Source organism: Bradyrhizobium sp., assembly GCF_030654605.1.
Lineage (GTDB): Bacteria > Pseudomonadota > Alphaproteobacteria > Rhizobiales > Xanthobacteraceae > Bradyrhizobium.
This window is the reverse complement of record NZ_JAURXB010000067.1, coordinates 17,093-30,511: the sequence shown is the minus strand read 5'-3', so window position 1 is coordinate 30,511 and position 13,419 is coordinate 17,093. Positions and strand designations below refer to the sequence as shown.

The 13,419-nt window shown below is 62.0% G+C and carries 10 protein-coding genes; 4 read left to right on the top strand and 6 right to left on the bottom strand.

Annotated features, from left to right (window positions below):
* Window positions 1–553: 553 nt before the first annotated feature.
* The 4 genes from Q7U29_RS06550 to Q7U29_RS06535 form a co-directional block, all read right to left on the bottom strand.
* A complete protein-coding gene (locus Q7U29_RS06550) occupies window positions 554–2,758 on the bottom strand; it encodes an AAA family ATPase (RefSeq protein WP_304739696.1) in 2,205 nt (734 codons plus the stop codon).
* A complete protein-coding gene (locus tag Q7U29_RS06545) occupies window positions 2,755–3,831 on the bottom strand; it encodes a hypothetical protein (RefSeq protein WP_304739694.1) in 1,077 nt (358 codons plus the stop codon). The genes Q7U29_RS06550 and Q7U29_RS06545 overlap by 4 nt, the downstream gene beginning before the upstream one ends.
* A gap of 590 nt (window positions 3,832–4,421) precedes the next feature.
* Window positions 4,422–5,666, bottom strand: coding sequence for a site-specific integrase (locus tag Q7U29_RS06540; RefSeq protein WP_304739692.1), 1,245 nt, complete (start codon window positions 5,664–5,666; stop codon window positions 4,422–4,424).
* Window positions 5,667–5,982: 316 nt separating this feature from the next.
* The gene (locus Q7U29_RS06535; RefSeq protein ID WP_304739700.1) at window positions 5,983–7,569 is read right to left on the bottom strand and encodes an alkaline phosphatase; all 1,587 of its coding nucleotides are present in this window, start codon (window positions 7,567–7,569) and stop codon (window positions 5,983–5,985) included.
* Window positions 7,570–7,810: 241 nt separating this feature from the next.
* Between Q7U29_RS06535 and fabA the strand changes: the two genes are divergently transcribed.
* Entirely contained in the window at window positions 7,811–8,341 is a 531-nt protein-coding gene (gene fabA, locus Q7U29_RS06530; RefSeq protein WP_304739690.1) for a bifunctional 3-hydroxydecanoyl-ACP dehydratase/trans-2-decenoyl-ACP isomerase, read from the top strand.
* Window positions 8,342–8,355: 14 nt separating this feature from the next.
* Here the strand turns inward: fabA and hflX are convergent, their stop codons facing one another.
* On the bottom strand, window positions 8,356–9,708 hold the full coding sequence (hflX, locus tag Q7U29_RS06525) for a GTPase HflX (RefSeq protein ID WP_304739688.1): 1,353 nt from the start codon (window positions 9,706–9,708) through the stop codon (window positions 8,356–8,358).
* Window positions 9,709–9,939: 231 nt separating this feature from the next.
* Entirely contained in the window at window positions 9,940–10,383 is a 444-nt protein-coding gene (locus Q7U29_RS06520) for a hypothetical protein (protein WP_304739686.1), read from the bottom strand.
* A gap of 388 nt (window positions 10,384–10,771) precedes the next feature.
* Here Q7U29_RS06520 and Q7U29_RS06515 point away from each other — a divergent pair, with 388 nt between their 5' ends.
* The 3 genes from Q7U29_RS06515 (at window position 10,772) to Q7U29_RS06505 (ending at window position 13,410) form a co-directional block, all read left to right on the top strand.
* Window positions 10,772–11,155 carry a VOC family protein gene (locus tag Q7U29_RS06515; RefSeq protein WP_304739684.1) on the top strand — a complete coding sequence of 128 codons (384 nt, stop codon included), beginning with the start codon at window positions 10,772–10,774 and terminating at the stop codon, window positions 11,153–11,155.
* Between the two features lie 182 nt (window positions 11,156–11,337).
* Window positions 11,338–11,685 (top strand): GrlR family regulatory protein, encoded by a 348-nt coding sequence (locus tag Q7U29_RS06510; RefSeq protein WP_304739682.1) that lies wholly within the window; start codon window positions 11,338–11,340, stop codon window positions 11,683–11,685.
* 129 nt (window positions 11,686–11,814) lie between these two features.
* Window positions 11,815–13,410, top strand: coding sequence for a caspase family protein (locus tag Q7U29_RS06505; RefSeq protein WP_304739680.1), 1,596 nt, complete (start codon window positions 11,815–11,817; stop codon window positions 13,408–13,410).
* The last annotated feature ends 9 nt before the right edge of the window (window positions 13,411–13,419 follow it).

Below are 13,419 nucleotides of genomic sequence, written 5' to 3'. Positions count from 1 at the left end.
AGCCCAGCAAATGCAGCTGGATGCTTTGGCTACACCGGCCCCGGAGGTGCTTGTTATTCTGGTCCCGGCGGCGGTCTCTACTCTGGACCGGGCGGAGGGCTTTATTCCGGCCCCGGTGGCGGCCTTTATTCTGGTCCCGGTGGCGGCCTTTATTCTGGGCCGGGCGGCGGCATGTATTCCGGCCCCGGAGGGGGCTTGTACACAGGACCGGGGGGCGGCCTCTATACTGGCCCCGGCGGCGGCGTTTACACGGGACCGCCCTCAAAAGATTCCGACGCTTATCACGGTCCGTTCGGTCCCTGCATCACAGGTGCGGCGGACAATAGTTGGTTAGCTTCCAACTGTCCCAACCGCCGATAGTGACGGGCAAAACTCAACAACTCTGCGCTAATAATTCGATCCAACAATTCCATTGGCCCGTGCAAAAATCAGCTGCAAAACGCCGACCATGTCGCTTCATGGCACAAAGCGGACATGGATTAAATGCTCTGTGGTGTCGCTATCCGCGCAGGTCTGGCGGCCCAATTTCCGCCAGATCACCTTTCATCAAGAGCTAACCAAGCCGGTACAACGGCCGTGCCTTCGTCCCGACCGCCTCAAGCCTGCCAGCCTCAACGGCTGCCCGAATGTGGTCCTGCACGGTTGAGCGCCCCAAGGCTTTAAGACCATCCGTCCGGCGGCGCGCATGGACGGCTCGCTCGATTTCACCGGACTGCATTTCGAGACGCTTCCGAGCGGCGGGCAGACTTTCGTCATCAGCTTTCTGTCGTTCCGCCTCACGGTCGAAAACGTCAATGACCGCTTGAATGCGATCTTCGCGACGGTCAGACGGTGCGAGGGTCACTGCTTCGTCATCATCATCGTCCGTCACCGACAAGTCGGGAGCGGCCGGCTCAACAGCAAGCACGACTTCAATGTCGTCCCCATCATCATCCCGACCAATGACGAACGACTTCAACCGATAACCGAACTTGACCTTAGCCGGGTTGCCGATTCGAAATTTCGAACCGGCCGCGATGGTGCCCTTCCCGGCGCTGTCCCTCGAAACTACAATGATGGTGTCAACATTGCCCTGGAACGCGCCGTCGCCGCGAACGTCCTGGCCCGCCTTCGTGGGATGATGCAGAGCCGTAACGTTCGCCCCGGTCGCGTTTGCGATCCGATGCAACGCCGCAGTGAACTTCGCGCCGTCCCTGTGCTCGTCGCCCGGCGAAAGAGCTTGCGAGAGCGTATCAACAATGACCATTCCGACGGGCAAGCCGTAATGTTTTGAAGCACGCTTCGCGATCTCGATTAGCTCCTTTTCGTCGCGCGTAGCTTTCCCGCTCGGATCAAACAGCCGACACGGCCCCCGATGCACGACGAACGCACCGCCGTCGCTCAACTCGTTCCCCGCTTGCGTCATCGACTCACACCATGTCCGAACGCGCCGCTCAACGTCCTCTGCGTTCTCTAGCGCCACATAAACGCAAACCGACTTCTTTACCTTGCGACCACGATAGCTCAACCCGTGCGCAATATGCAGTCCGATGTCGACGAACACCGCCGTCTTACCCGCGCCCCATTGGCCCGAAACGATTGATGTTGTGCCGCGTGCAATGAAGTATTTGATGCACCAATCGAGCAAACGCAGAGTCGCGCCCCGAATGTCCTCAAGAAAGACGAAACGCGCGGGCTTACGGCTAGACTGAACGGCTTTCAGTTCGTTTTCCTCATCATCCTCTACAGCGCCGAATGCTGCGCCGTTACTAGGGATAGACATCGGCTTGCGCTTCGCCTTCGCGAACTCGCGCGCAATCTGTCGGTGGTCGTATTCCCCTGAACCATCCCAAGCCTCCAAGAAAGCTGCATATTCAGTCACGGTCATATCGGGGAACGCGGCGACAAGGTATCGACAAGCCATGAAGCGATTCTGTGAACGATCATCCGTGGGCCGGTCGTACAGGTCTCCAAACTCGGGCGCTCGCTCCCGAATGCATTCGAGGCAGAAGCGCCCCAAACTGCTATCGAACGTCAGTTCAAAGTCCGGCCAATTCTCTGCTCCTAACTGCACCATGAGGCTTCTGACGACGGGATCACTGTCGCCAAGAGAAGGCTCGCCTTCAGGCGTCGTTCCGATAAGCTCGCTGACGTAACCCGGAAGCATGGGGATCGTCTTGTTCGCGATGGCGCGACAGAACGCGGCAAGGTCTTTCTCGGTGCCGTATGTCTTGCCGTCCTCGCGGATCGAACCGGGCGCAACGAATTGCCCGCCCGTGCCACGAACGTCGGCGCCGTAGTTCTTTTTGAGCAGGCCCGCGCGGTTGGTGTAGGTGCCGTCAGGATCGGCGAACACGAAATGCTTGCCGCCCGACTTCGTCGGCAGCACGGGAGCACCAGCGGGGACGCCGCCGTTCTGTTCGAACAGCGCATCCATGAGTTCGGGGCCATTGTCTTTTTGGTCGGCGTCGAGCACGACGAGACCGGACGGGCCGCAGGCAATCGAAGGCACAGCGTCGCGGTGAGCGCGCCACATGCGTTTGACTGTCTCGGGGTCCTTGGTCGCGCCGACGTGAATCGGGTCCTTGCCGTCGTTCTTCTCGCGGAACTTGGCGGCGGCGGCTTCGCGATCTTCGGAGCTGATGGTGGTGTCGAGTTGGTTGAACCTGGGGATCAGCGGAACCTTGCCGCTGCTCGGGAACACAGCGACGCCGATCTTGGCGAGCGCTATTGCGTGTACCTTGTTCGCGTTGCGGCGCAAACCGGTCGTGTCGATCATGCGGCGCTCCTGTCACGGACAGCCGCGCTTAAGCGGCTTACCCTAGCGGCGGTCTTTCGACCGCGCTGGTCGCTAAGGTCTAGCCGCGCGTTGTATTCGTCTAACCGCTTCGCTAACCACGACGTTGCCGCCTTCACCGACATGTCCGCCAGCTCTTCCCGGATTGCGTCTATGTTGCGATTGATATCGTCTAGAATCCTTAGCTCAGCCAACGAAATCTTGCGCCGTCTGCTTTCCCGCTCGATTGCATGTCCAATGCGGCGTTCGGTCAGACACTCGCTTAACGCTTTAAGCGCGTCACGGCGGTACGACGGAGTTTCGGCCATCAAGGCTTGCAGTTCCATTCGTCCGCCGTATTCGGTTTCGATCAGCAATGCAGCCACGCCCGACTCGATCTGGCGAGCGTCTTTGACGAGGCGCTGAGCGGCACGATCCGGCAAGCCGGTGCGCGCCGCGAGCCATGTGGCACCGAACAGATGGCAGGGACTGATGTCATTCGGAATCAGCGCCTGCAACTCTACGAGAGCACGAACGCAAGCAAGTTTCATCGCGTAGTCCGTGTCCGAAGTAATCGCCTCGACTAACAGCCGCTCAGCGGCTTGTACATCTCCTGCCCCCATCACGCCCGCGAGACGGTCACCGAACAAGCGGATGTTGCGGTTGACATGACGGCGTGTACTGCGGGCGAGCGCTTGCAGTTCGCTAGCCTGGGCAAATGCAATTTCTGCCCCCGCGTAGTCTCCGTTCTCGAAAAACTGGCGCGCTGCCTTGCGCCTGCTAGTCGCTTCAAGCTCAATCGCAGAGATTGCAAGCGCGTTGCGCCGGAACGTTTCGTCAAGGACGTCGTGAGCAGGATCGTCGAAGGAAACCATACCGGGGTGTGTAGTCGTCTCTCCGGTCAGCGGCCCGTCGAGCAACACGCCGGATTCCTTGGCGACGCGGAGCGGGACTTTAACGTGAACGTTATCAACGCGCATTACGTCTTCGAGAGAGAAAGCAGGATCGTCGGCGAGCAGGATACGATCCGCTTCGCGGGTCAGTTCCACCCGCGAGCGCTTATGTGAATTGGTCATGGGTCGTGTCCGGTATAAGATCGTCGCGCGTCTCTTCACCCGCGCGCGAGAACGGCGCGACAGAGAAGCGGATCAGTGGGTGTGTTGCTGAGCGCGGCGGTCAGGCGGTGAGCCTGGGTGACCGCACGTGCCTCAAGCATGCGTTAGGTTGAGAGGACAGCGGCGATGACGCTAGAACGATAGCGGCGCGATCCACCCAACTTGAAGCCGTCCCCTACCACGGCGCGCCCCGCAGGGCTGTATAGCCAAGCGCGACTAACGCGAAGGGCTGTGCAGACCTCTTCGACAGTAAGGGCAGTTTCTCCGGCTAATGCTGCCGGGCTACGTTTGTCAACGTGACGTTCTGAGAATGAAGGACGGTGTTCCGTCGTTTCGGCGATAGGCATGGCATGAGTCTCCGCTGCCCGCAGCGCAAATGCTTTGCAGGTTTGTTAGGTCGATCCGGCGTGCCGGGCTATTTGTTGATGGCTATAGAAGCGCTGCGCGTTTGACCGCGAGGCGAACACTTCTTTCCAACTACTTCACTATATGGGAGGTCGTTTTCGACTGTCTATTTAATGGACACACAGGTTAGGGAATTAAAGGACAGATCACGCTGCTTGAAGATCGATTAAGCCAACCTCATCCAAATGAGTGACGCGGGCGACGTAACGCGCAATGGCGTCTACCGCTTCCCGCTTTTCGGCCTGCATGTCGTATCGGTCGTATGCCTTGCCGCTCCCGACTATGGCATGATGGGTGAGAGCTTCCGTGACATCCCTGCCTATCCCCGACGCTCGTGCCCAAGTCGTGGCAGACCTTCGCGCGTCATGCGGAGACCATTCGGCCATTCCCAGCTTTCGGCGCAATCGACGCACAGCTTGCGAAAGGGCATGTCGATCAATTGACTTGTTACCCCCTCCCCGGGTTGACGGAAAAACGAATGGGCTGTCGTCGTAGAACCGAAGCGCCAGAGCAGCCTTGATAATACCCACGGCGTCAGCGCTCAGTGGGACAGAGTGAGGTTTCGGCCGCTTCATTCGGGAGGCGGGCAATTCCCAGCGCGGCGCATCCCCGTCAAGATCGACGAGTTCGTCAACGCGCATACCCGCGACCTGAATGGGCCGCTGAGCGGTCAGGAAAATCAATCTGAGCGCCATTCCAACCGCGACGGACATTGAGTCTTCCGGCGGCGCACTCAGCGCGGGCCATACGATCTTCAGTTCTGCGTCGCTGACAACGCGGTCCTCTTCCCGTTCCCTACCACCGATCTTAGGTATACGCGCGAGCGGATTGATGATTGTCTCGTCTTCGAGATTGGCCCAATTGTACATAGTGCAGAGCGAGGCCTGCGTTTTGTTGCAGTTCCGGACAGACGTTGCCGCAAGCCCCCGGAGGAAGATTACCAATTCCTTTCGCGTGATCGTCGACACTACCCGAGGGCCGAATTCCGCCCGGGCGCGCTTCAAAACCCATTCGTCGTCCTTCCAGGACTTCTTCCGGGGCTTGGCATATTCGTTCAGGTAGCGGTCCGCGAGCCGGTTGAAAGTCAGTTCGTCCGCGCCTGCCCTAGCGGCTTGCTCTTCCCGCTGGGCCTCAGCGATGGGGTTGCGGCCGTCGTGCAGATCGGCGGCCCGCCGGTTTGCGGCGACCACGGCCTGCCCGAGCGTCATTATGGGGTATTCTCCCAGCGTTATGCGATACATCCGCCCGTTACGCTTAAACCGAAAGCAAAACGTCTTACGAGAGGCGGTGACCCTCACTGCCAGCCCCTTACAGCCGTCGTCCTTTATCTCAAGGCGTTGAGCCCCATCGGGCTTCAGATTCGCAATGAAGCGGTCGGTAAAGCGGGGCATTGGATTCCGGCTCCAAGGTTCGGGAAGCGGTCTCCCCGGGAAACTTTTGCGCCAAGATTGGCTTGGACGTTCCCTTTCTGTTTAAGACAGGACCTTTACCGGCGTCAATTTTATGGACACGGAATCAATGGGTTAGGTAGGCAATCTTGGATAGTGTTAGACAGCACTGGAAAGCGCAAAGCGGGATTTCGATTCCGAGGGTCGGGAGTTCGAATCTCTCCGAGTGCGCCAATCGCCACCGTTTTCATCGGTTTTCTACTGTCCGCCGATCGCGACAAAGCCGGAGGCGTACCTGCCCTTCCGTCACGGCAGCCGGTCAGAAGTGTTGCGACAGCCGTCGTGTCGGCCGGGCGTCGGGCCGCGGCTCGATATCCACCGACCACAGGTCGCGATTGTCGACATCCTTCAGGGTCACCGTCATGATCTCCGATTGGCCGTCGATATCGACGCGGCCGAAGAACTGCAGTCCGAAACATGGCGCGAGGTTTTCGCCTTGCTCCGCGCTGCAGCCCTTTTGGAACATCACCGCCGGACCGAAGGTATTGTCCAGCGGGGCGGGAGCCCACGTCCCCGCATGCAGCGGGCCGGAGACGAATTCCCAGAACGGCTCGAAATCCTGATACACCGCGCGGTTCGGGTCATAACGGTGCGCGGCCGTGTAGTGCATGTCGGCCGTCAACCACACCGCATTCCGGATACCGACGCGTTTCATGTGGGATAGCAGATCGGCGATCTCGCATTCGCGCCGCTCCGGCGGACCGTCGCCGAGCGCGATGCCGTCTTCGCTGAACAGGCCGATCGGCATATCCGCCGCAATGACCTTCCAGGTCGCATCGGACGCCGCGAGCTCGCGCTTCAGCCAGGCCAGCTGGACCGCTCCGAGGATGCAGCTATCGTTGCGGTCATCGCCCTTGTTCCAGGTCGAATCGCGGTAGCTGCGCATGTCGAGCAGAAAGACATCGAGCAGTGGTCCGTAGCTGACCTTGCGATAGATCCGGGCGGCCTGCGTGGGCAGCTCACGTATCGGCATGAATTCATGAAACGCACGGGTCGCCCGAGCCACCAGCCGGGAGCTGCCGTCCTCGGCGTAACCGGTCTCGTCGGCGGTACCGGCCGGCGACCAGTCATTGGTGACTTCATGATCGTCCCATTGCGCGAGCATAGGCACCTGCGCATTGAAGGCGCGCAAATTCGCGTCGAGCAGGTTGTATTTGTAGTTGCCACGAAATTGCGCGAGCGTTTGAGCAACCACGGATTTTTCCTCCGTGATGATATTTCGCCAGACACCGCCATCGGGCAATTTCAGCTCCGCCTCGATCGGACAGTCGGCATAAATGTGGTCGCCGCAATGAATGAAGAAGTCCGGGCGATTTTCGAGCATGGTGGCGTAGGTGCGCATGCCGCCGCGACCGGGATCGATGCCCCAGCCCTGCCCGGCCGTATCGCCCGACCAGACAAACGATACCGACTGCCGCTCGACGGGCGCGGTACGGAAATGACCGACCTGCGCTTCACCCAAAATCCCGGCATCGGCGATATCCTCAAACCGCACCCGGTAGAAAACGTCCTGCCCGGGGGGCAGGCCGTCCAGCAGGAGTTTCGACGTGAAGTCGCGGTCCGGCAGCGCCTGCGACGACGCGGCCCGGATGATCGTCTTGAAGCTTTCGACGATCGAGCATTCCACCTGCATCCGCGCCGGTCGGTCGGCTCGCGCCCATATCACCGCGGAATCGGCGGAGACATCACCTGAGGCAATTCCGCTGGTGATCTGTGGGCGGTCCGCGGCGCGGCTTAGATAAGGCCTCGCAAGACCTCCCATTCCCGCGAGCGCAACTGTGGCTGCGGAGCGGACCAGCAACTGGCGTCGGGTCAGACCCTGCTTCGCGTGGATCGCTATCGGCATTTTCGGCACCCTCGTCGAATCGTGACGAAGGTTGCCCGTGCAACTTGACCCTGAGCCGAAGGTTTTGCGACAGGCGGATGACTCGCGCAGAAGCACTCCGGAACCGGTGCGCTCACAATGAGAATGGCGAAGCGATGCTATCGCAGCCTTTTCGATCAAGCGCCACGGCAACAACGTCGGGCATCTCGACTTGAAAGCTGGCCGGGACCAGCTATCAATCAAACATCGTCAAAGGTGAGCCATGTCCGACCCTCGCGACTTTCACGCTCCGCAATCGTCCTACACCAGGGAAGATCTCCTCAAATCGAGCGAGGGCGGTTATTTCGGCCCGGGCAATGCCCAGCTGCCGGCACCACCGATGCTGATGATGGACCGTATCATCGAGATCAGCGTGGACGGTGGCGAATTCGGCAAGGGTCATGTCATCGGTGAGCTGGATATCACGCCGGACCTCTGGTTTTTTGACTGCCACTTTGCCGGCGACCCGGTGATGCCGGGATGTCTGGGTCTGGACGCGATGTGGCAGATCATCGGCTATTGGCTTGGCTGGTCGGGCTCCCCGGGCAAAGGCCGCGCCGTCGGCGTCGGCGAGGTCAAGTTCCAGGGAGACATCAAGCCAGACGTCAAGCGCGTGCGATACGAGGTCAGCATGCGCCAGGTAAGGCGCGGAAAACTGGCTGTTGGAATTGCGAACGGCCGTGTATTTGCCGATGACACATGCGTGTATGTCGCCAAGGATATGAGAGTCGGACTGATAGTGTCCGCGACCTGACCCCGGCCGCCGCCCTAGCCCGCCAGCGTTCGCCGCAGCCGCGCGATCGCGGCCGGCAGGCCGCGGACCTTCATGACCCGGCCGGTGGCGTCGTAGTCTTCGGAAAGCACGCGGGCGTTCTCGTAGACATCGCTGAGCAGTCCCTGCTTCGCATAGGGCAGCATCAACTCGTCCTCCACCATCGACGCCTCGAAGAACGCGATGATGGTCTCGCGCAGCGCGGCCACGTCTGCCGCCGAACTCGCCGAGAGCAGGATCGCGTCGGGATGCTTTTCGCGCAACGCGGCCCGATCCTCCTCGTTGACGCGATCGATCTTGTTCAGCAGCAGGCGCGACGGAACGGTGTCCGCGCCGATCTCCTTGAGCACGTTGCGGCTCACCTCGAGCTGTGATTCCCAGGTCGGATCGGAGGCATCGACGACGAACAGCAGCAGCGAGGCTTCCAATGCTTCGGCGAGCGTGGAGCGGAACGATGCGACCAGATCATGCGGCAGCTTCTTGATGAAGCCGACCGTGTCCGAGATCAGCACGCGCGGCCGGTTCTCCGGCTGCAGCGCGCGCACCGTGGTGTCCAGCGTCGCGAACAGCTTGTCCTCGACCAGCACTTCGCTGCCCGTCAGCGTGCGCATCAGCGACGACTTGCCTGCGTTGGTGTAGCCGACCAAGGCGACGCGGAGCTGGTCGCGGCGTGCGGACCGGCGTTCGTCGCTGTCGCGCTGGATGCTCTCCAGTTGTTCTTTCAGCTCGGCGAGGCGATCGCGGACCTTGCGGCGGTCGACTTCGAGGTCGGATTCGCCGGCACCAGGCCCCTGCTGCCTCCCGCCGCCGCCCGAGGATTCCCTTAAGCGAGGCGAGACGTATTTCAGCCGTGCGATCTCGACCTGCAGCTTGGCCTCGCGGCTATGCGCATGGCGATGGAAGATCTCGACGATCACGCCGGTGCGGTCGAGCACCTGCGCGCCGGTGGCCCGTTCGAGGTTGCGGGCCTGGCTTGGCGAGATCTCGTGGTCGACGATCACGAATTCCGGCTTTCGCTGCGGATCGGGTTCGTCGGGCGTTATCGCGGGTTTCCTGCCGCCGGTATCGTCAAAGCGCTCGCGGGCCTTCGACTTGCGGGCCGGCGCCATCGATTCGACGACGCCGGTTCCGCCCGTCATCGCCGCCAGCTCCTCGAGCCGTCCCTTGCCGAGCACTGTGCCGCCGCCGATGTCGTCGCGCTTCTGCGACACCGTGCCGACCACCTCATACCCGAGCGTCTTCACCAGCCGGCCGAGCTCCCCGAGGCTCGCGGCATGCATCACGTCGTCGACGCCGGGGAGTTGGACGCCGACCAGGATCGCGCGCGGAACAGGCGGTTTGGTTTCCATGATGCGGCGCGCCGGCTCCGGCGCACTCCTCGTTCTTGCCACTTGGCCATTGCCTGCGGTGACGGCAACTGGGCGCCATACGCGAATCCCGGAGCGACCACCGCCCCTCATGTCTTGCCCATGTCTGACATTGATCCGCAATAGCCGACGCGGCCAGGCCGTCCGTGGAGCCGCGTCAGGCGGCTATCCGAGCGCGCCGAGCGATCCCGAGCCCGTCATGGAGCTCGAGGCTCACCAGATATTGCTGGCGAAAAAGCCGAAATGCGGTTGCTGCGCGACGCGCATCATCGGCTGGGTCGGCGGGGCCGCCCGGACCTTGGCAACCTTGCGCTTCGGAACCGGCTTGGCCTCAGGCTTCGGGTCGTCGGCCGGCCTGAATTGCGCAAATGACTCGCGCACCCGCGCCTTCGGTGGCATTTCCGCAACCGGTGCGGGGACGACGGCAGCCGCAGTCATCTCGACCTTCGGGGGACCGATGGTGGGCAGGCTGGTATCGTAGACGACGCGCTCCGGCCATTTCCGGTCGGAGCGTATCCGCAGGGTCGGATTCGCCTCAGGCGCGGCGACCGCGGCGACGGAACTCATCACCGGCTCCTTCGGCACGAAGGCATCGACCCCGAACAGCAGCGCGAGCAGCACTCCGCCGACAAAGAGAAAATATCGCGCTATCGGCATTTCCGCACCGCTCCATCCATGCAGGCCGCACAGATCATTCGCTCAACGGGTCATCACGTAATTTGTTCCTGCTGATTAGTTCTCGGCCCGTCCGCACGGTTCAACCGCGGGCCTCAATTTCCGTTAGCGGTTAACTAATCGTGAACTCGAGCCCGTCGACGGGCGCCGCTTCAGGGGGAGCCGCCTGGGCAGGGGGCTGCTGCCGGATTGGGCAGGGTCCCCTCTCCGGCATTTTCCGGGATGGGCGACGGCACCGGTTCGGCGAAGGCCGCAGCGCGAGGGGATGGCGTTGCCGGCATGCGGCCGCTAAAATTGCTGGCGCCGCCTCATGCCGCGGCCGACGTACCGCGCCGGCCGGCCGGTGCCTAAAAAACACGGGGGAGCAACGATGCCGATCGTCACCTGGGATCATGTCCATTTGCGCAGTCCGGATCCCGAGGCCACCGCGGCCTGGTTCGAGGATATTCTCGGCGGCGTCATCGTCCGCGCCCCCGGCCGGATCGACGTCAAGCTCGGCGGCACCAACATATTCATCGCACCGGTGACGGCGGGCGACGGCGTCCACACCCCGCCGGTGACGCCCTATCAGGGGCTCGACCATTTCGGGCTGGCGGTGAAGGACATCGATGCGGTGGCCGCCGAGATCAAGGCCAAGGGTGTCGAATTCACCAAGGAGCCGACGACGCTGCGGCCGGGCGTCCGCATCTGCTTCATCCGCGGGCCGCAGGGCATCTCGGTCGAGCTGCTGGAGCGCGACCCGAAATACACCTGAGCGGCGCGCGGCACGAAAGCGGTCCCTCGTTCGTCCTGCGTCCCTGATTTGGCAGAAAGCGAGGGATCGCCCGGAGCGATCTCAGGCCATGGTCAAGCTCTGCCGCGTTGACGCTGCGTGCCTTGCTTTGGCATAACGAACCGTCGGCTTCCGGAGGCAACAGACGCCGGCATCGGGGCATCATGAAGAACGGTCTGTATTCGATCCACGTCAGCCTGCAGGATGGCCGTTCGGGCAAGGGCAGCGGCGTGATCATGTTCCGGGATGGCCAGATCCACGGCGGCGACGCTTATCTATTTTACACCGGCAGCTACACGGTGAAGGACGATACCTTCAAGGGCGAAGTCCTGGTCCAGCGCCACACCTCCAGCCCCGATGCCAATCCGCTGTTCGGCGGTCCCAATCCGGTCGGTATCGGCGTCTCCGGCACCTTCACCGACACCCGCGGCACCATGAACGGCACGGCGCTGGTCGGAAAGGCCAGCCAGATTTTCGGCGCCACGCTGCACAAACTCGCCGACATCGATTAGCGCGAGCCCGACATTTCCGCTTTTCGGCGGCCATCCTCCGGCCGTGATAAACATCACATACGCCGGGACTACCGCTCCCTAGTCTTCCCGCAGTCGATCTCACGTCGAGATTTCCTGTGGGAGAATGCCATGTCGCTTTTCAAAGGTACTCTGCTCGGAGCCGCCCTCCTGGCCGGTCTGTTGGCCGCCGGATGGTTGCGATCCGCACAAGCTCAGACGGCATCGGCCACAGAGAAACCGGCCGCCGCCGGTACCTCCCTCGCGCTCAGCGGCCCGGAGCAGCGTATCGCGCTGGTGATCGGCAATTCGAAATATCAAAACACGGTTCAGCTCGCCAATCCCGGCAACGATACCAGGGCGGTCGCGCAACTTCTCAACTCCGCCGGCTTCGAAGTGATTTCCGCCACGGACCTCAGCCACAACCAGATGATCCAGGCCGTGCAGGCGTTTTCCGGCAAGATTGCCGGCCGCGGCCCGAATACGGTGGCGATGGTGTATTACGCCGGCCACGGCGTGCAGCTGGCGGGCGAAAACTACCTCGTGCCGGTCGATGCAAAAGTTTCCTCCGAGCCCGACCTGGTCAACGGTTCGCTCCGGCTGGTCGACGTGATGGCGACGCTGGAGGCGATTCCGAGCCGGGTGCGCATCGTCATCCTCGATGCCTGCCGCAACAATCCGTTCCCCTCGCTCAACGACGCCGGACGCGGCCTCGCCATCGTCGACGCGCCGAAGGGCTCGATCGTCGCCTATTCGACCGCACCGGGCACCGAAGCGCTGGACGGCACCGGCGACCATAGTCCGTTCACCGCGGCGTTCCTGCGGCTGGCGAATGAAAAAAATCTTCCCATAGAACAGCTGTTCAAGCGCATTCGTCTCGACGTCGGCAGTTCGACCGACGGGCAACAGACCCCGTGGGAAAGCTCGTCGCTGACCAGCGACTTCTATTTCTTCGGCGACACCGCCGTCGCCGCCACCAGAACCCCGGCGCAGATGAAAATGGCGTATGCGGCAAGCGACCTTCCGTCGCGCTCCTCGCGCCAGGCCTATGAATACGTGCTGGCGGAAAATTCCGTCGAGACCTATCAGGAGTTCATCCGGATCTACCCGCACGATCCGATGAGCGACCGCATCCGGATCCTGCTCGGAAACCTCATGCAGGCGAAAGCCTGGCATCATGCCGTGCAGACCAATTCCGCCGTCGCGTACAAATCGTTCTATGAGAAATTCTCCAGCGGCCCCTATGCGCAAAGCGCCCTGAAGATGGCGGCGCAGCCCAAACTCATTCCGCTGTCGCAGCCGACGCGGATTCTCGCGCCGGCGTCGATCAAGCTCGGCGGCTTCGGTTCTCCGAAGGACCATTTCGGACGCACTCCCGGCGCGCCGGGCCTGCCGCAAGGCGGCGGCCAGATCGTTACCTTGCCGTCGCCCGGCGCCAAGACCACTCTCGGCAAGAATACTCTCGGGAAGACTGGCGCCGACACCGGCAGGATCGCCAACATGCCCGGCAGCGGCGTTGGCAAAATTGGCGAGCGGCCGACGACGAAGCTCGATGGCAAGCTGACCCGGATAGAGAAACCGACTCCGAAATCCGTTCCGCTGGCCGGCGTCCATCGCGGGCCGGCAGGCATCGCGAGTGACGGCAACAAACAGCGGTTTGCGACGTCGTCCCAATTCCGCCCATCGCCCGGTCAGGTGCGGGCGGGTGGTTTCAAAATGATGCGGTAAGGCCAAGGT

Coding starts and splice junctions, on each gene's coding strand:
- Q7U29_RS06550 (WP_304739696.1), bottom strand. CDS start 2,758: ATGATCGACACGACCGGTTTGCGCCGCAACGCGAACAAGGTACACGCA.
- Q7U29_RS06545 (WP_304739694.1), bottom strand. CDS start 3,831: ATGACCAATTCACATAAGCGCTCGCGGGTGGAACTGACCCGCGAAGCG.
- Q7U29_RS06540 (WP_304739692.1), bottom strand. CDS start 5,666: ATGCCCCGCTTTACCGACCGCTTCATTGCGAATCTGAAGCCCGATGGG.
- Q7U29_RS06535 (WP_304739700.1), bottom strand. CDS start 7,569: ATGCCGATAGCGATCCACGCGAAGCAGGGTCTGACCCGACGCCAGTTG.
- fabA (WP_304739690.1), top strand. CDS start 7,811: ATGTCCGACCCTCGCGACTTTCACGCTCCGCAATCGTCCTACACCAGG.
- hflX (WP_304739688.1), bottom strand. CDS start 9,708: ATGGAAACCAAACCGCCTGTTCCGCGCGCGATCCTGGTCGGCGTCCAA.
- Q7U29_RS06520 (WP_304739686.1), bottom strand. CDS start 10,383: ATGCCGATAGCGCGATATTTTCTCTTTGTCGGCGGAGTGCTGCTCGCG.
- Q7U29_RS06515 (WP_304739684.1), top strand. CDS start 10,772: ATGCCGATCGTCACCTGGGATCATGTCCATTTGCGCAGTCCGGATCCC.
- Q7U29_RS06510 (WP_304739682.1), top strand. CDS start 11,338: ATGAAGAACGGTCTGTATTCGATCCACGTCAGCCTGCAGGATGGCCGT.
- Q7U29_RS06505 (WP_304739680.1), top strand. CDS start 11,815: ATGTCGCTTTTCAAAGGTACTCTGCTCGGAGCCGCCCTCCTGGCCGGT.